Source organism: Metabacillus rhizolycopersici (assembly GCF_020075705.1).
On the sequence record NZ_JAIQUM010000083.1, the window covers coordinates 1 to 18828 of the forward strand.

The window sequence follows — 18828 nt, forward strand, 5'->3', positions numbered from 1 at the left end:
AATAAGTTGGAAAATGCTCTTTCTCAACTCGGAATTTTCAAATGGTTTCACATTTTTGCGTAATTCAAGCGTCTTTTCTCTGCTCATCTTATCCTCCTAAAACGAATTATTACCCTAATTATAAAGGCATATTGCTATTAGGAGTAGGCATAAACGTCAAGTCATAGGTATGACAAGTGTCATATAGGTAGAAATGTGGAAGTGCTTGTCTCTGCTCCCATTGCCGATAAGCGACTTTATGTTAACTAGCTCTGTATATCGTATACATTCTAGTAAAATCACGTTTAAAAATTTCGACAAAATAAGTTTTAAAAATGTGGGAGGTAGGAGCTAAGAGATTTTTCACGTAAAAAAACCGATTCTCTTTTTTATCTTTGAGAATCGGCTGGTGGATCAGTTTGATATTCAATATAGATTTTCATTAAAACCATCCTTACTTCTTTTTTGTTTTTAAGATTGCAGTTCCGTAGGTATCCATTGCTTTCCCATACACTTCCATTGCATTAGCGATTAATTCAACCATTTTTCTCATTTTACTTTCCCCCTTGTGATTGGTTATTCTAATTATGTCACGTTTGGTATTATTTGGGCAAAGTCCCTGAAAACGGAAACAATCCCTGTGAAAACGGGAACAATGGATTTAAAACGTATAAAATATAGTGCTTTCTCAATATTTCGCCTTTTTTCTCTGTTTTTCATAGATTTTCATTTTATTTAATTTTTTCCTAGACCATCTTTGAGGATGAATGCAATAGAGTAGATATTATATTGCATTTAATCTAATGTAAAAGCACTTAAAGAGGAGTGATTTGAATGGATTTCATTTACATATTCATAGATAAATTTGGGCCTTTCTTTGAATTAATTAATACTGTTGCTTTAATATGGATCGTAGTTTTATTAACAGGAGTATGGAAACGATTCGAGGAATGAGGGGTCTATGTAGAAAATATTTACAGTAGGCCCCAGTCTATCATGTAGGGTTCCCGTCATAGTTTCCGGTAATTTCTACTTCCGCATCAAACAGTGCTTCGTCTTTTTCAGGATTATCGGGGTCAATATATGTTCTACATTTGGAATAAAGCCATATGTTCATTGGACGGTTATTGACGATTTTGACTTCATCAAAATCATTATTTCTTCTTAAATAATCTCCAATGATTTCCTGTAAGTCTTCCTCATTGATCTCCAATTTTCGTTCAATGAAACCTTCCTTGCTGTAGTACTTTATTGGATATACAGTACGTATTGCCATTAGTCCACCTTCTTTTAGTCCTATATCTCATAATATTAACATTATCATTAGAGTAAACCCTATTGAGAAGAAAGTAATTTATTGATTTTAAAGGCTTTGAAGGTTCTCAAATACACTTATCAAAATAGGTTATATGGAATTTAATCCTATAGTGGCCCTTGAAACCCAGAATCGTTTCCGTACCCCTTAAAGAAAGAAGTAGTGAACTAACTCACATAACTACGCCATAGAGCAGCATTCAAGGCTGTTTTCTTTCTTCAGAAATAGGCTACCTGCACCAGTAATATTCCCGAATAGAAAGAATAAAATTTTGATTGACTGTAAGCGCTCTTAGTGATATTATCAAAACGCAACTAAAACATAACTAAAATATAACCAAAATATAACCGCTATATTCCGAGGAATGAGGAATTTTCATGAATAAATACCAAAAATTCTTATTTGTTTAAAGTTATCTTTGTCTTGACATTCGGTGGCTTCTCTTTGGTTGCGACACTGGTGTCATAAATCATAAATGGGTTCCTTGCCTTATATGTCTGAGGCATTCAATCTCAACCCATTAACGAAGGTCTCGTTACGAGTTCACTTCTTTTTGGGGCTCCGCTCGGTGCAGTGTTCGGCTGCCGACTATTAGATTATAATGGTCGAAAAACATACTTTATCTAGCGGTATTAGAAACAAGAGGAGGAGGGGGAAAATTGAAGAAAAGGGCGATTTTTTTTCTTGTTATTTTCATTTTTACTGCTATTTTAATCCGGTTTGTGTCGTTTGCAGGTGAAAAACCGAAAGTGGTTGTTGTTTTAAAAGATTTAAACTCGCAGTATTTTGAAATTGTTAAAGCTGGTGCTGAGAATGGATTTCGAGATTTTAGTTTAGACGGGAATGTGATCGCTCCTATTAGTGGTACCGTTGAAGAACAGGCTAAAATGTTAGAGAACGTTCTGAAAGAAAATCCAGATGTTTTAATAATTTCTCCTACTTATTCGACTCCCATTATTCCGATTTTAGACCGATTTGTTGAACAGAATATACCTGTCCTTCTGTTGGATACAGATGACCCTTGGAAAAGTAAAACGGCTTACATTGGTACCGATAACTTTGAATTAGGTAGAAAAGCAGGGATTTTATTAGCGACAGAACTACAACCTGGTGATAAAGTCGCAATGATCGGAGGAGAAAATCCGGTTATTTCAGGTAGACGGATGAAAGGTGCTAAAATCAGTTTAGAGACAGTGGGAATCAAAATTGCTACAGTAAAAACAGATTTATCCGAATTATCCAATGACCCAATACCTATAAAAGAAGCAACAGAAGAAATTTTACGGGACCACCCTGATGTGAAAGGGATCATGGCCGTTAATGATACCATTGCCGTCCATGTATTAAAGACACTAAAAGAACATGATCTAATCATACCTGTCACAGGAGCCGATGGTATAATTGAAATGGTTGAATCAATCGAAGAAGGAACATTACCAAGTTCTGTAGTTCAAAACCCTTACGATATGGGGTATTTAAGTGTAGAAACTGCGTTGAAAGTAACGAATGGAGAAACGGTCGAAAAGCACATCGACAGTGGCGTAGATTTTATCTTTAAGCAAAATGCCACGCAAAGACTAGACTTTACGAGGGACTTGTTGAGATAAGTTAAAACTGAATAACATATACATTTATTACTTCAGTAAAAAATCAGACAGGTTTTTATTAAAGATAAGTGTTCTTAAGTAAATGGATAGGCTACACTAAGTTAGACAAATTAAATGAGGGCTAGTACACTTACTCTAACAACTTAAAGGAGCGTGCTACTATGTCACGTCAACGTCGAACTTTTACGGACGAATTCAAATTACAAATGGTCAAACTTTATGAAAATGGAAAATCTCGTGCAGACATTGCGAGAGAATATGAAATTACACCTTCTGCATTAGATCGCTGGATTAAAAACCATCAAGATTCTGGTTCGTTTTCTGCGAAAGATAATCGTACGGAAGAAGAGAATGAATTAATTCGTCTTCGTAAAGAGAACCAACGCCTGATGATGGAAAATGATATTTTAAAGCAAGCCGCGCTGATCATAGGACGAAAATAGATGTGATTCGTAACAATACGCACAAATATTCAGTATCAGCAATGTGTGACGTCCTCAACCTACCAAAAAGTACGTACTACTATTACGTTAACTTGCGTGAAAAAGAAGTACATGAAGCTGAAGAAGCCGAGCTTTCTAAAGAGATTCAGCGTATTTTTAAAGAAAGTCGAAATAACTATGGCACACGTAAAATTAAGAAAGAACTAGAGAAACTAGAAACAAAAAAGATTGTCTCTCGTCGTCGAATTGGTCGCATTATGAAGCGACTTGGACTCGTTTCAAATTACACAGTAGCTCAATTTAAACCGCATAAACAAACATGTAACGAAGCCCCAGTAAAGAATAAATTACAACGGGAATTCAAACAAGAAAAACAGTTAGCCGTTATCGTGAGCGATTTAACGTATGTCCGTGTGCTAAATAAATGGCATTACATATGTTTATTTGTCGATCTTTTCAATCGAGAAATTGTTGGCTATAGTGCAGGTGCCAATAAAACAGCAGCCCTTGTGTACGAAGCATTATCTCGTATTCCTACAAACTTGAACGATGTTAAAATGTTTCACACAGATCGCGGAAAAGAGTTTGATAATCAACTCATTTCAGATGCACTCGAAACGTTCGGTATTCAACGTTCTTTAAGCGCTAAGGGATGTCCTTATGACAATGCGGTGGCAGAAGCAACTTTCAAGATTTTTAAGACAGAATTTGCGAATCAAATGAACGTTACTTCCCTTGAACAGCTCGCTCTTGAACTGAGCGATTATGTGAATTGGTTTAACAATATTCGAATTCACGGTACACTGGGATACCTGACACCAGTTGAATTCAAACAGCAGTCCTTATAAAAAGTGTCCAGTTTAGTGTTGACAATCCACCCCTTCATACAAAAAAGAAGATGAATACCTACTAAATGTAGTGTTCATCTTCTTTTTTATTTACTATATGCTGTGTCTAGTAATGAGACTCTTTAGTTTGTCAACAGTCCCGATTGGAAGATCCTTTTTTCATACCTATAACCTCTGATATAGAATTATGTAGGCTCCATATATATATGCAAGGGCCACTTGCATATATATATGGAGTTAATATACTATATTCATCTTTCGGTAAAATGATACAAAAAGATTGTCCATTTTTTATTTAGAAAAACATCATAATCTTCTTTGCTAGTCCCTAGTTACTACTAAAAAATCACTTATTCATAATGTTTGTCTATACATCAAACTAATAGTAAATATAATATATTTTAAATTGTTTTTTAACTCCGTTTTATCCTAAGGAAGGAGAAAAAGAATGTGTCTTCTAAAGAGGTAAGGGTAACGCTAGATAAATAGTTTTTTGCAGATTTGCAAATAGGGAGAGAATTTCAGTTTGTTTATAACGGTCAAAAGTATTTTATTGGCTGGGGATCAGGAAAAAAGCGCATGTTTTGTAAGTCTCAAGATGCTACAAGCAAGGTTGTCAGTGACAGTATTGAGGAATTGCTCAAGCAAGTAAGATTAGATGGTAAATTTCTTAAGGAGATATGGGGATCGATTGAGGTCACAACTATCTTTTAATTTCCGATAGTTGGCTTTATGTTAACTAGGTTTGTATACCTCATACAAAAATTTAAGAAAAGAGAAAGATCGGGATAAATAATTCCTCTCTGAAAAGAGTAGATATTATCAGTCTACATTCACATCAGCATCATTATCTGCGTCTACATTCACATCAGCATCATTATCTGCGTCTACATTCGCATCTGCATCAATTGTCATCTGGCATTCCTCTAGCAAAAGTTCGAAAAGTATTTTTTCTTTTTTGATAATCAGTTTTAAAATTCTCTCGATCTCCTTAGGACTTGCTCCACTAGCAACAACAGCGTTTAAAGTGTTTACTAGTGCCTGCTCCATATTTGCAATTGGTTCCAACAGTTGACAAGCTGAAAAGCAATTAAAGCAATTAAAGCACCTCCCACCACAATTCGAACCACCATTCTGAGTTTGATCCAAAGAACTTGCTTCATTCGCTTGGAAATCTCCAAGATTCAACATTTTGAGATCTTTTTGGAAATCATTCATTTTCATTAATTATATGCTCCTCATTCATAGTTTTTAAGTTTCCTTACTAATACTTATGAAGAAAAGCAACAAATTGAGTTGACTATTAACCCTGTTAAAACACACATTTTCGTCTTTTTTCTATTTCCTAACGAAAAACAATCAACCGTTTTATAGGTAGTTGACCACGTTCTTAAGGATTCTCAAGAATGAAATCTTCTAAAAATAACAGTGTCATAACTTAAGTGTTATGGCACGATTTCTTCGACTGATGAAGTATAGACGATAAAGTTTAATATACTATATACATAAAATAAAAAAGTAATTAGGAACTATGATCCTTTTATTTTTTTGATGTAGAAGTAGCTCGAGATGTCTATAACTGATTTTTTTATGTAAGGATGATTAATCTTATAAGTAATTTAAAATAAGAGATGCAAAAAAATATAAGCATTCCAATTATATTGGCAAGATTTCATTATTTTCTTGTTATAATAAAATAAACTTCCTTTTATTTGTTAGGAGAACATAACATGGTTACTATAGCAGATATTGTAAAAATGGCTGGAGTTGCAAAAAGCACTGTTTCACGATATTTAAATGGTGGATCAGTGAGTCAGGCCACAAAACAAAAAATCGAGAAAATTATTGAAAATACGGGTTATGTACCAAACTCTTTTGCCCAAAGTCTTAAAGCGAGAGTAACAAATTTAGTTGGAGTGGTTGTCCCACGACTTGATTCCTATTCAGCTTCAAGAACAATGATTGGAATTGATGATCAACTAAGAGAGTTAAATTTAAAGATGCTTGTTGCTAATTCAAGCTTAAGTGTTGAGAGAGAAATTGAAAACATATACAGCTTAGCTAAACAAAGAGTTGCCGGGATCATTTTATTGGCTACAGAGATTACAGATGCTCATTTAGAAGCATTTAAGAAAATTAACATCCCTGTATTAGCCGTTGGTCAAACGCATAAAGATGTACATTGTTTAATACATAACGATGAACAGGGAGCTTATGAATTAGGGAAGTATGTACTTTCGAATGGTCACAAAAAAATTGCCTTTTTAGGGGTGACAGAGAAGGATATCGCTGTTGGTCTTAACAGGAAAAATGGTTTTAAACGTGCGATTGTTGAAGGAAAGAACAGTGGGGTTCAATTTTACTAAACAACATTTAACAGTGATGATGCGAGGGGAAAGGCCAAGGAAATAATCGAAGTCTATAATCCATCGATTATTGTGTGTGCGACGGATAACATATCGCTAGGTGTAATGAAAGCAGCCCATGAAAATGGCCAGAGAATACCCGAAGATCTATCCATTACTGGTTTTGGGGGATATAGCGTTTCAGAGTTCACGTATCCATCGTTAACTACAGTAAAATTTCATTATAAGATGGCAGGAGAAATGGCCGCCCGAAAAATTAATGATTTAATTAATAAAAAGGATATTGAAATGTGTACTACGCTAACCTTTGAAATTTTGAAGCGAGAAAGCGTTGACAAAAAGCGACACAGGCAATTATAATAAAAACGGAACCGGTTCCATGTGATGCATTAAGAATTAATGGTTAAACACCCGTTTTTAACCCTCTTACGGAACCGATTCCAAATGTTTGTTTGAGGTTGATACGGACGATAACATGAAAGCGATTAAAAGTTTATTTTTTCTTTTAAAAGTAAACCATAAAAATGTATGTGTTTTTTTATGAAAATACGGAACTGATTCCAAAGTATAGTAAGTCTTGCAATTATCTAAAGATATTACTTTCATACAAATATAATGTTGGGAGAAAAAGTGGTGGCAAAAAGAAGTTATATATTAAATTTATCCAAAAAGTTTTTATGACTCGAATAATGATGGAATAGGCGATATAAAAGGGATTACAGAAAAATTAGATTACTTACAGTCTTTGGGGATTACGATGGTTTGGATTTGTCCAATTTACAAATCTCCAATGGCCGATAACGGGTATGATATTTCAGATTATTATCAATTAAACTCAGAGTTCGGGGAAATGAAAGATCTGGATGAGTTAATTAAAAAGGCAAAGAAAAAGAAATTAAAGTTGTCCTTGATCTTGTTATTAATCATACATCAGATGAACATCTGTGGTTCCAGGATTTATTAGAGAACCCACTTGATAGTAAATATAGAGATTATTATATTTTTAAATCTGGGAAAAATGGTACATTCGTTTCGAATGGTACGAAACAAACAATTATTCCAAGTATCTCAATAAAATCGGTTGATTCAACAGGCGCATTATTGTACCAAATCTCCAATGAAGAAGAACCTGCTAATTTTCAAAGTGATTTTACAATGCAAAAAGAAATGATATCCATCTCTAATAAAGTTGGCACAATAACATGTACAAAAATAGGGGCTATTTCCGCATTACCATCCCTTGAAGAAATATTGTAAAAAGATAAAATTATCCTTAATTGTACAGTGTTACTTTTTACGTTTTGAAAATAAGAGAAGGGGGATTATTTAGTTGAAAAAAACTTTTATATTTGTTCTAATTATTGTAGCTTTTTCTGCTAGTTTCATTTTTTTTATAACTAAGAAAGTAGAGGAAGAAAAGCCTAAGGTCGTTGTTGTGTTAAAAGAATTAGATAATCAGTATTGGCAAATTGTTAAAGCTGGAGCAGAGAAGGGATTTCAAGATTTTGATATAAATGGTGAAGTGATTGAATCTAGTGACAACTTAGGACATGATAATCAGGTGGACATTTTAAAAAAGGTGTTGATTGAAAAACCAGATGTTTTAGTGGTTTCTCCGGGAGAGTCAGCTCAACATATGTCTATACTGGAGAAATTTATTGATCGGAAAATCCCAGTGTTGTTAGTAGATACAGATGTTCCATTAACAAATAAATCTTCCTATATAGGGACTGATAACTATGAATTAGGTAGAATGGCGGGCGCATTATTAGCGTCAGAATTACAACCAGGCAATGAAGTGGCCCTTATAGCTGGTAATTTGTCAAGTCCAGTTTCCGGTGATCGGTTTAAAGGTGCAAAAGTAAGTTTAGAAGATGCAGGTATAAAAATTGTAACTGAAAAAGTAGATTTATCAAATGAGCCTAATGAGGTTATAAAAGTAATGAGGGATGTTTTAGAGAAGCATTCGGATCTAAAAGGTGTATTTGCCACAACGGATATTATGGCATTAAGTGCATTAGAGGTTTTAGACGAAGAAGACTATAAGATACCAGTCGTCGGGGCAGATGGAATTATTGAAATGGTTAAGTTAGTTGAAGAGGGAAAGTTGTTATCTGGTACAGTCGCACAAAACCCTTACGATATGGGATACCTTAGCGCTCAAGCTGCAATGAATGTGGCAAAGGGGAAAACCATTGATTCTGTCATAGATAGCGGGGTAGATATCCTTATAAAGGGTAATGGGAATGAAAGATTAACCTTCCTAGAAAAAGTACTAAAGGAAAGTTTGAAATAATAGAAAGGTATAAGTAGAACTAATAGCACATACCAGAACAGGGCTGTCGATAGACGGTCTTTTTTTGTATTTAAGTGTCATAACTTAAAAGTTTTGACAATGTTTTTAAAGCACTGAATTATCAAGGTATTGAAGGGTGCCATAACTTAGCGTCAGAAATAATAGGAAATATTAGTCGAAGTCGAGGTCTTGTATTCTTCAACAAACGGGGTCATTTTCTGGAATAAAGAATTTAAAGGAAATTCAATATAGTGTTTAAGTTGAAGTGATTATGAAGAATTGTATTTAAAGTAACGAAAAAATTTAGTTAAAAATAGGATGATTTTTCTGCTTTATTACCTAGAATATTTATGTTAGTATGCTAATATTACAAGAAAATAGAAAAGAACACTTGGAGGAGTCTGTCACCAAGGGATAACTATGCCCTTTGGTAACAGGCTCTTTTTGTATGCATTTTTCAAATTATGAATATTGAAAGGTGGAATCATATGTTTATTTGCAGGTGGTGGAGAGGTTGCCTTAACAACGCTTATTTTGAAGAAAGTATTATTTTCACAGGAGCCATTTTAATTGCTTGGAAAAGTGACAGCTTGGTTCTTGAATAAATTTGCGAAGTTAAAAGTAAGTGAGCCTGTTGTTATAGGCTCCTCTATGTGTTTTTGCCCAGAAATTTATTTTTAGGAGGTAACGTATGTTCATATTACAAAATGGAGTTAGTATAGTTTCATGGACACGGTTTAGTTAACTCTCTATGATAGAAATAAGAGAGGAAGTGTCCGGCATGGAATCAAGAAATAAGCGTAAATATAACAACGATTTTAAGAAGATGGTGGTGGAACTTTATACTTTATCACACTGGTAGCTCGGTAAGTACGTTAAGCAGCGAATATAGCGTATCTGAAGTCACAATTTATAAATGGATTAAAGCCTTAACCCCAGTGAGTGGCGAGGAAAATAGCCTCACACCACAGGGCATAACTGAAATTCAAAAAGAGAACCTTCGAATGAAACAGGAAATCGAAATCTTAAAAAAGGCTATGACCATATTCGCCAGAAAGTAACTGATACCGAGCTCACAAACTTGATCCACGATCAAAAAGAAGTGTTTCCCGTCCAAGTCATGTGTGAAGTGCTGGACATGCCCAGGAGCACTTATTATCAGTCCCTGATTAAAACAGAATCAGCACGTGACCGAGAAAACCAATTGCTTCTTGAACAGATTCAGCTGATTCACGCCGAGAGTAAAGGCCGATATGGAGCACCTAAGATTCATTTTCTTCTATTAAAGACAAGGTTTTCAACTAGTCTTAAACGAGTTCAACGGATCATGAGAAAGGCGGGGGTTTCTTCAATTACGATTAAAAAATTCCGTCCACAATCAAACAAAAAACCGATTGAGGCTCGTGAAAACGTACTCCAACAGGATTTTTCTACGTCCAAACTAAACGAAAAATGGGTGGCTGATATCACCTATATTCACACTTTGCGAGATGGCTGGTGTTATTTAGCTACGGTTTTAGACCTGTATTCTAAAAAAATTATCGGAGATTCTTTTTCTCGTTCTATGACGACTGAACTTGTTTTACATGCTTTAGACAATGCCGTTTCTATCCAACAGCCGGGACCTGGCCTCATTTTGCATACGGACCTTGGCTCTCAATACACAAGTGAAGATTTTAGCCAAGCGCTTAAAGAACAGGAAATCATTCCATCTTTTAGTCGTAAAGGCTGCCCCTACGATAACCCATGTATTGAATCTTTTCATGCCATTTTAAAGAAGGAAGAAGTCCATCACGTAATCTATTTAAATTTTGAAGCAGCGAACGCAGCCTTGTTTCAGTTTATTGAAGGCTGGTATAATCGCCGACGTATTCACGGCCAATTAAACTTTCAGACGCCACAAGAAGTGGAAGATCAGTTCCATCAATCAGCATGAAAAGTTAACTTATTTGTATCCAAGATATTGACTCAGATCCATTCTTTGAGAGCGACGAATGAAGCAATTAAGATTGCTAATTTAATGAGCGATTGTGCAATTGAGGTGGTTTACGTAGTCGATTATTCAAAATCAAAGGATGAAGTTCTTCATTCTCAAGGAAAAGAAGAATTAGAAATGTCACGACGAAAGAAGCTTTTACCTATTGAGGAACAAATGAAATCGAGTAATTTGTCTTATCGTCTTTAATTATTACATGGAGAGCCAGGTCCATCTATTATAGACTATGCAAACAAAGAAAATTTTGATTTAGTAGTAATAGGTAGTCGAGGTCTAAACACATTGCAAGAAATGATATTAGGAAGTGTGAGTCATAAAGTAGTTAAAAGAGTAAACTGCCCCGTTCTTATTGTGAAGTAAAAATAGATAAAATGAGAAAAGAATTATTTCTTTCTGACAGGAGGGAATGGTTCTTTTTCTTTTGTTTCCCAAAAACACAAGATTATCAAAATAGGTATTTATAGAAAGTTTGTTGCTCTTGTTAAATTAACGAGTAATGTTAGTTCAATAACTAAAGATCAATTTTTGAAGCTCTTTTAAATTTATCGATATTCCATAATCGGACGCTTTTCTGAAGTAACTAAAGTCTAATTTCTTACTTATAACACCCGAGAAATTAGGCTTTTTATATTTGTATTTCCTTAACGTTGTAAATCTGCGTTTGCTAGTGGTATTCCGTTTAGAAAAATTAGGTTTCTTTGCTAAAGACGAGATGAATGTAATATGTTGTTATGCAACTCAAGATAAATTTTTGGTAACAGATCCTAATGGGAATGAATGGGGATTTTTCTATACAGAAAAAGATGTAGAAAATCTGGATTCAAACGGCACAGTTTGTTGTGAAGCTGTATTTGAACTAAAAGATAATAGACCAATTCTTCATGTTGTGTACCAAATGTGCAGAAAGTAGAAATTGCTGAATCTTCAAAGTGTTGCTCATAGATTTCATGTTTTCCCAAAAGGCCACCTTTTTTAGAAGAGGGCCTTTTGGTTTGAAAAAAGATTAAAATATTATTCCTTTAACTTTAAACAATCTCTTTTATTGTTTAATAAAAAAAAACTTGCAATTCTTATATAAGCGAAATATTATATAAGTAAATCGTTATATATTAATTTGATAATTTTGGAGGGATTTTAGATGTTAAATGAACCATGTTTGGGGTATGGATTAAAAATTCAAGAAATGCGGGAAAGGTTAGGACTAACACGTTCTGAATTAGGATTACTGACTAAAACAGACGAAAATGTGATAATAAAACTTGAACTTAGTAAAATTCATCCATCAGACTATTTCATTGAAACAATAGCTACTGCTTTTAATGTCAATCCATTTGAACTAAAGAAATCTATTTGGTGTAATCAAGAATTGGATCAATGTAGAGCAGAATTACTGTAACTTTTGTAGAATCATTTCGTTATTAGGTTTAGTTAATTGTAAAATCGATCTTCATATTATTATTGAGCAATCGTAACTTGAATTCCTCACTATTTGAATAAAGTGAAGTATTTATTTAGACAATAAAGATATAATAATTCCTGTTGTATATATAAGTAAATTATTATATATTAATACTCGGATGGATTTGGGAGGTGCTTACATGCAAGTATCAACGATTGAAATAGAAAAAGCTGCAACAATCTTAAAGCTATTAGGTGATAAGACAAGGCTAACAATGGTGAAAATGTTAGATACTAACGATTGTTGTGTATGTGAATTTGTTCCGATATTTAATATGAGTCAGCCGGCAGTTAGTCAGCATTTACGTAAGTTAAAAGATGTGGGGGTAGTCAGAGAAACAAGAAGTGGACAATGGATTATTTATTCATTGAATAAAGATAATGAGTTTTACCCATTAGTTCAAAAACTTCTGGAATATCTTCCAAACCAAGATTTTAAATTTCGAGAACTAGAAGAACAGGGATTACGTGTCTCGTGTGACTAATGGAGGATAGTACTTTGACAACATTAATATTAGCATCAGTAATTTTTTTACTAACACTTATCTTAGTTATCTGGCAGCCTAAAGGATTAAATATCGGTTGGTCTGCCTGTGGAGGAGCAATCCTCGCCCTATTAGTAGGAGTTGTCGGATTTAGTGATGTCCTAGAAGTGATAGACATTACATGGAACGCAACTTTATCCTTTGTTGCAATTATTATCATTTCATTAATATTAGATGAGATTGGATTATTTGATTGGGCAGCCCTTCATATGGCAAGGGCTGCAAAAAGTAATGGAATAAAAATGTTTATCTATGTCAGTATTTTAGGTGCAATTGTCGCTGCCTTTTTTGCCAATGATGGGGCTGCATTAATATTGACACCGATTGTTCTAGCAATGGTTCGCAATTTGAATTTTAAAGAAAAAATGATATTCCCTTTCATTATGGCAAGTGGATTTATTGCGGATACAACTTCACTACCATTCGTAGTGAGTAACCTAGTTAACATTGTATCTGCAGATTTCTTTGAGATTGGATTCGTAGAGTATGCTTCCAGAATGATTATTCCTAACTTATTTTCACTGACGGCAACAATCATCGTATTATTAATTTATTTTAGAAAAAGTATTCCAAGAACATACGATTTATCTAGATTAAGAAAGCCAGTTGAAGCAATTAGAGATCCAAAAATGTTTCGTCTTTCATGGTATGTTCTTGGGGTCTTACTAATTGGTTACTTTGCTAGTGAATTTATCAATCTCCCTGTTTCTATCGTTGCAGGAATTATCGCGATATTCTTCCTATTGATGGCGCGAAGAAGTGCAGCCGTTAATACGAAAGCAGTTATTAAAGGAGCGCCATGGAGTATCGTATTTTTTTCGATTGGGATGTATGTTGTTGTATACGGATTAGGAAATGCTGGACTAACAACTGCGTTAGCTAGTGTAATCCAAGTAGCTGCCGAACAAGGTTTATTCATGGCTACGATGTCAATGGGCTTTATTGCTGCCTTCCTGTCATCGCTTATGAATAATATGCCAACAGTGATGATTGATGCATTAGCGATTGCTGAAACCGATACTTCTGGTATGATTCGGGAAGCACTGATTTATGCCAATGTGATTGGGTCAGATCTAGGTCCAAAAATCACACCAATCGGTTCACTTGCCACATTAGTGTGGCTCCATGTCTTATCCCAAAAAGGGGTTAACATATCTTGGGGAACCTATTTTAAAACGGGTATTGTTTTAACAATCCCTATCCTATTTATTACGTTGCTTGGTTTATACTTAACACTATTATTTTTCTAAAAGGAGAATTTCAACATGTCTAAAAAATCAATTTACTTCTTATGTACAGGAAACTCTTGCAGAAGCCAAATGGCAGAAGGGTGGGCAAAGAAACACTTAGGCGATGAGTGGGAAGTGAAAAGTGCAGGTTTAGAAGCACACGGTTTAAATCCAAATGCAGTAAAAGCAATGAAGGAAACAGGAATCGATATTTCGAACCAAACATCTGATGTGATTGATCCAGAAGTTTTAAATAATGCTGATTTAATCGTTACACTTTGTGGTCATGCTGCAGACAATTGCCCTGTGACTCCTCCGCATATCAAACGAGTACACTGGGGCTTCGATGACCCAGCAAAAGCAGAAGGAACAGATGAAGAAAAATGGGCTTTCTTCCAACGTGTTCGTGATGAAATTGGAGAACGAATTGAACGTTTCGCAAAAACTGGAGAATAATACAATCAAATAGCCAAGAGAGCATTCTCTTGGTTATTTTTAAGAATAAAAAATAAGAAAATGCTTATTTAATAATATATTGGAGGGATTTAAATGTATAAGGTTGAGATTTTTGATCCTGCGATGTGTTGTTCGACTGGAGTATGTGGGCCTGGCGTTGATCCAGAGTTAACGAGAGTGGCATCTGCTGTTTATTCATTAGAGAAAAAAGGCTTTAATATTAAACGATACCAATTAACAACAAATCCTGAGAAATTTGCAGAAAACGATGAAATAACTCGTATTTTTAAGGGAAAAGGTCCTGATGCCTTACCAGTTATTTTAGTCAATGATCAAGTTGTAAAAGTGGGAAGTTATCCAACAAACGAAGAATTTTCAGAATGGTTTGAGGTAAAGGCTGAAGAGTTAAATGAAAAACCAAAAGCTCGACTTTCTATCAATTTAGAACAACTATAATAATTTGGAAAGAAGGAAGAAACATGTATCCATCATTCAGTCCAAATAATATTCATACTCAATTTTTATTTTTAACAGGAAAAGGTGGGGTAGGAAAAACATCAACAGCATGTGCAACAGCAGTGGCATTAGCTGATAGTGGAAAAAAAGTTTTATTGATTAGTACAGACCCTGCGTCTAACCTACAAGATGTATTTGGAATCGAGTTAACCAGTTCACCAAAAGCAGTTCCAACTGTTAAAAATTTATTTGCGAGTAATATAGATCCCGAAAGCTCAGCAAAAGCCTATCGTGAAAGCGTTGTTGGTCCATATCGAGATAAATTTCTAGAATCTGTAATCGCTACAATGGAAGAACAATTATCAGGAGCTTGTACAGTTGAAATTGCAGCATTTGATGAATTTACTAGTTTTCTCACAAATAGTGAAATCGTCAAGCAATACGACCATATTATTTTTGATACAGCTCCAACAGGTCATACATTACGACTTTTACAACTTCCTACTGCATGGAATGGATTTTTAGAAGAAAGTACACACGGTGCATCATGCTTAGGGCCTTTATCTGGATTAGCAGATAAAAAAGATCTCTATTCAAGCGCAGTATCTGTTCTTTCCAATCCAACTGAAACCACTTTAATACTTGTAACAAGACCAGATGTTTCAGCGCTTTTAGAAGCAGACCGTGCTTCAAAAGAGCTAAAAGAGATTGGTATCAAAAATCAAATGCTTATTGTAAATGGTCTTCTTCAGAACCACAATGAGGAAGATAAAATATCATCAGCTTTTTACAACCGACAAAAAGACGCATTAAAGCAAATGCCAGAAAATTTAAAAGAGGCCATCGCGTACTCGTTACCGTATGTTTCTTACTCTTTAACAGGCGTGGAAAACCTTCGAAGTCTATTTAAACCCTATGAGGTTCCAACAACTGAGTTGAATATTGAAAATCAATCAAATAATCTCCCAGGATTACAAGCTATCATTAATGACTTTTCAGCTAACAAAACAAAGCTGATTTTTACAATGGGTAAAGGTGGCGTAGGAAAAACAACGATTGCATCTGCCATTGCGGTGGGACTAGTTGAAAAAGGGCACCGTGTCCATTTAACAACAACCGATCCTGCTGCTCACCTAGATTATCAATTCCAAAGTAATAAACTGAATCAAAACTTAACGATTAGTAGCATTAACCCAAAAGTAGAAGTCGAAAAATATAAAGCTGAAGTGATAGCCAAATCAAGTAAGGACTTGGATGAAGCAGGTCTCGCTTACTTAAAAGAGGACTTAGAATCACCGTGTACTGAAGAAATTGCCGTTTTTCAAGCTTTTGCTGAAGTGGTGGCTAGAACAGAAAATGAAATTGTAGTTATTGATACAGCACCAACAGGACATACATTATTATTGTTAGATGCTTCAGAGTCTTATAGTAAAGAAATTGCTAGGTCAACTGGGGGAGAAGTACCAGACAATGCAAAAAGACTACTGCCTCAAATTCGAAATCCAAAAGAAACAGCCATTGTCATTGTCACTCTTGCGGAAGCAACACCTGTTTTAGAGGCATCGAGATTACAAGATGATTTAAGACGAGCTAAGATTAATCCAAAGTGGTGGGTGATTAATCAAAGTTTATCTGCTACAAATACGAATGATCCTATTTTAAAAAGTAAAGCAATGGTAGAAAAGGAATGGATAAACGAAGCTAATGAAAAGTTGGCTGAGAAGTGTGCTCTTATTCCTTGGTTACATGAAGAAATGGTTGGGTATGAAAAGCTAAAAAGTTTTGTTAGATAGGTTGGCATGGAACTGGAGGGTACTGGCCTTATGGCAGTCATAAAGCCAGAAAGATACTTAGAAGGAAGTATTATTCACGATTGAAGTAAATCAATTTAATTGGAGGAGTTATAATGACAACAAAGAATTATCATGAACTATTAAAAGATCATATTTATATCGGTGGTGCAGACGATATCGAAGATGTGATGAAAAATGAAAAAGTAGATATTGCATTTGATTTGAGAGCAGAAGCACCCAAAGAAGAATCGAAATATAATCGCGTTCATAGCCCAATTGTTGATGATGCAGAGCAACAAGATGAATCTGTTAAGAAATCAATTGATCATGTAGTAAGTGCATATAATGAAGGAAAAAAGGTGTATTTCCACTGCCAGGGCGGTAGTAACCGTACAGGTACTGTTGCAATTGGAACACTACTGGCTTTAGGAAAAGCTGATACGATTGAAGAAGCAGAAGAATTAGCTAAGACAGCAAGACCAAAAATCAATGTAAAACCAGAGATGAAAGAAACATTAAAAAGAATCTTTCCAAATGCATAGTTAATTCAAGGAGGAGAAACAAATGAAAATTACAGATGGAGCTAAACAACTATTAGAAAACTTTTTAAATGAAAAAGGTGCAGAAGGAATTCGCCTTTCTTCTGTTGCAGGTTGCTGTGGACCACAATTTACGATTTCTTTAGATGCACCACAGGAAACTGATACTGTGAAAACCATTAACGGAATCAGAGTAGCAATTGATTCTCAAATTACTGGAACTGATGAATTAACTTTAGATAAAGAAGAAAGTCAAGAAGGTGCAGGATTGGTTTTATTAGGAGCTAGTAGCTGTTGCTAAAGGAACAACATTAGAATAGGCGGAGCTGCCATTGTGGCAGCTTTTTCTTAGTGTGTTAAAGGGTGGCGTCAGTTTAAGAAGAATTAAGTGATTTTAGGACTGAGACATATTCAGTTATTCCATTAAAGGGAGCAATTGCGGAACAATGAGCAGTCGCTTTTTTACTAAACCGATCAGAATAGTTCTATAGATGATTGGATGTAAATAATTAAGAAACCCAGCTAATCTTCACATGAAGGTAGCTAGGTTTTTAAAGTTGGATGTGCAAAATAACACTTAAAACAAGCGCAAATTATCGGTCAAAGTGACAACTAGAAAACTATTTAAATTTTTCAGTGTTCAGAAATTGATATATAAATTGACGTTATTATTTGTTCCAAAACTCGTCCTTTTCTGAACACACCTAGATTTGAGTTAAAAGGATGTTTTTTCTTGCTATAGACGTTACAAAACCCTGTTCATTATTCTACGTTCAATAACCTAATGAAGCCTATCTTATGTTGCAATAAAATCAAAGGAAAAATGAGAAAAGAGTGTGATTTTAAGAGATAAATTGCACACTTTTTAAATGCTAAATTGCATTCAAAATGGATTTTAAGTGATAATAAAGTCCTTTAATAAAGCCAATCATATTATTCCATTAAAGGGCCAGCATTCCTGTAATGAATGAAAATGAGATTTGAGTATCAAAAAGACCTCTTGGTATGATTAAAATGTCCCGAAGCTGGCCAGCGAAAAGGATAAATCTATCATGACCAGGAGGCCTATCATGAATTATAACCAAAATAAGAAAATCGCTCAAATTACCCCTAAAACACTTATTATCGGAGTAGATATTGCTAAATTCAAACATGTAGCCAGAGCTCAAGATTTTAGAGGATTAGAGTTTGGCTCACCTTGTTACTTTGAAAATACAAAAGAAGGATTTCGTCATTTTCTTAATTGGATCTCACAACTTATGCAAGCTCAAACGATGGATCAAGTGATTGTCGGTATGGAGCCAACAGGTCATTATTGGTTTAATTTATCTTCTATGCTTAGAGAACATAAGATTAAGTTTGTGGCAGTTAATCTATTACACGTAAAGAAAAGTAAGGAATTAGATGATAATTCACCAACTAAAAACGATGTAAAAGATGCCAGAGTTATTGCTCAATTGGTCAAGGACGGGAGATATGCTGAACCAACTATTCCACAAGGG

At 34.7% G+C, this 18828-nt stretch carries 16 protein-coding genes and 5 pseudogenes; 19 read left to right on the forward strand and 2 right to left on the reverse strand.

From position 1 onward, the window contains the following. Positions 1 to 973: 973 nt before the first annotated feature. Positions 974 to 1255: a hypothetical protein gene (locus K9V48_RS23225; RefSeq protein ID WP_224141495.1), complete on the reverse strand. Its 282-nt coding sequence runs from the start codon at positions 1253 to 1255 to the stop codon at positions 974 to 976. Between the two features lie 420 nt (positions 1256 to 1675). On the opposite strand from K9V48_RS23225, the pseudogene K9V48_RS23230 reads away from it, so the two are divergent. From K9V48_RS23230 to K9V48_RS23240, 3 genes and pseudogenes are all read left to right on the forward strand, one after another. Continuing rightward, a pseudogene (locus K9V48_RS23230) lies at positions 1676 to 1906 on the forward strand (MFS transporter); the annotation flags it as partial. A gap of 47 nt (positions 1907 to 1953) precedes the next feature. Continuing rightward, a complete protein-coding gene (locus tag K9V48_RS23235) occupies positions 1954 to 2901 on the forward strand; it encodes a sugar ABC transporter substrate-binding protein (RefSeq protein ID WP_224141496.1) in 948 nt (315 codons plus the stop codon). A 161-nt stretch (positions 2902 to 3062) separates the two neighbouring features. After that, positions 3063 to 4192 (forward strand): IS3 family transposase gene (locus tag K9V48_RS23240; protein ID WP_438803915.1). Its coding sequence is split into 2 segments (ribosomal slippage): positions 3063 to 3309 and positions 3309 to 4192, totalling 1131 coding nucleotides; the frame shifts between segments, so codons are not numbered across the junction. Between the two features lie 822 nt (positions 4193 to 5014). Here the strand turns inward: K9V48_RS23240 and K9V48_RS23245 are convergent. Continuing rightward, complete coding sequence (locus K9V48_RS23245; protein ID WP_224141498.1) at positions 5015 to 5416, reverse strand: heterocycloanthracin/sonorensin family bacteriocin; 402 nt, start codon at positions 5414 to 5416, stop codon at positions 5015 to 5017. A 506-nt stretch (positions 5417 to 5922) separates the two neighbouring features. Between K9V48_RS23245 and K9V48_RS29500 the strand changes: the two genes are divergently transcribed. The 16 genes and pseudogenes from K9V48_RS29500 to K9V48_RS23320 all read left to right on the forward strand — a co-directional run. Beyond that, the gene (locus K9V48_RS29500; RefSeq protein WP_308012613.1) at positions 5923 to 6558 is read left to right on the forward strand and encodes a LacI family DNA-binding transcriptional regulator; all 636 of its coding nucleotides are present in this window, start codon (positions 5923 to 5925) and stop codon (positions 6556 to 6558) included. A gap of 45 nt (positions 6559 to 6603) precedes the next feature. Continuing rightward, positions 6604 to 6918 carry a substrate-binding domain-containing protein gene (locus tag K9V48_RS29505; RefSeq protein WP_308012615.1) on the forward strand — a complete coding sequence of 105 codons (315 nt, stop codon included), beginning with the start codon at positions 6604 to 6606 and terminating at the stop codon, positions 6916 to 6918. Positions 6919 to 7216: 298 nt separating this feature from the next. After that, a pseudogene (locus K9V48_RS29510) lies at positions 7217 to 7596 on the forward strand (alpha-amylase family glycosyl hydrolase); the annotation flags it as partial. A 292-nt stretch (positions 7597 to 7888) separates the two neighbouring features. Next, entirely contained in the window at positions 7889 to 8854 is a 966-nt protein-coding gene (locus K9V48_RS23260) for a sugar ABC transporter substrate-binding protein (RefSeq protein WP_224141499.1), read from the forward strand. 781 nt (positions 8855 to 9635) lie between these two features. Continuing rightward, a pseudogene (locus tag K9V48_RS23265) lies at positions 9636 to 10790 on the forward strand (IS3 family transposase). Between the two features lie 24 nt (positions 10791 to 10814). Beyond that, positions 10815 to 11210, forward strand: a pseudogene (locus K9V48_RS23270) (universal stress protein). A 316-nt stretch (positions 11211 to 11526) separates the two neighbouring features. Next, a pseudogene (locus K9V48_RS23275) lies at positions 11527 to 11760 on the forward strand (hypothetical protein); the annotation flags it as partial. A gap of 228 nt (positions 11761 to 11988) precedes the next feature. Further along, positions 11989 to 12246, forward strand: coding sequence for a helix-turn-helix domain-containing protein (locus K9V48_RS23280; RefSeq protein WP_224141500.1), 258 nt, complete (start codon positions 11989 to 11991; stop codon positions 12244 to 12246). A gap of 202 nt (positions 12247 to 12448) precedes the next feature. Further along, on the forward strand, positions 12449 to 12793 hold the full coding sequence (locus K9V48_RS23285) for an ArsR/SmtB family transcription factor (RefSeq protein WP_224141501.1): 345 nt from the start codon (positions 12449 to 12451) through the stop codon (positions 12791 to 12793). 14 nt (positions 12794 to 12807) lie between these two features. After that, a complete protein-coding gene (locus K9V48_RS23290) occupies positions 12808 to 14103 on the forward strand; it encodes an arsenic transporter (RefSeq protein WP_308012614.1) in 1296 nt (431 codons plus the stop codon). A gap of 15 nt (positions 14104 to 14118) precedes the next feature. Beyond that, the gene (gene arsC / locus K9V48_RS23295) at positions 14119 to 14538 is read left to right on the forward strand and encodes an arsenate reductase (thioredoxin) (protein ID WP_224141503.1); all 420 of its coding nucleotides are present in this window, start codon (positions 14119 to 14121) and stop codon (positions 14536 to 14538) included. A gap of 93 nt (positions 14539 to 14631) precedes the next feature. Further along, entirely contained in the window at positions 14632 to 14994 is a 363-nt protein-coding gene (gene arsD, locus K9V48_RS23300; RefSeq protein WP_224141504.1) for an arsenite efflux transporter metallochaperone ArsD, read from the forward strand. Positions 14995 to 15017: 23 nt separating this feature from the next. Further along, positions 15018 to 16787: an arsenical pump-driving ATPase gene (gene arsA / locus K9V48_RS23305; protein ID WP_224141505.1), complete on the forward strand. Its 1770-nt coding sequence runs from the start codon at positions 15018 to 15020 to the stop codon at positions 16785 to 16787. A gap of 113 nt (positions 16788 to 16900) precedes the next feature. Next, a complete protein-coding gene (locus tag K9V48_RS23310) occupies positions 16901 to 17329 on the forward strand; it encodes a protein-tyrosine phosphatase family protein (RefSeq protein ID WP_224141506.1) in 429 nt (142 codons plus the stop codon). Positions 17330 to 17351: 22 nt separating this feature from the next. After that, positions 17352 to 17627, forward strand: coding sequence for an adhesin (locus K9V48_RS23315; protein ID WP_224141507.1), 276 nt, complete (start codon positions 17352 to 17354; stop codon positions 17625 to 17627). 769 nt (positions 17628 to 18396) lie between these two features. Next, positions 18397 to 18828: IS110 family transposase (locus K9V48_RS23320; protein WP_224141508.1), on the forward strand; the 432-nt coding region annotated here is incomplete at its 3' end.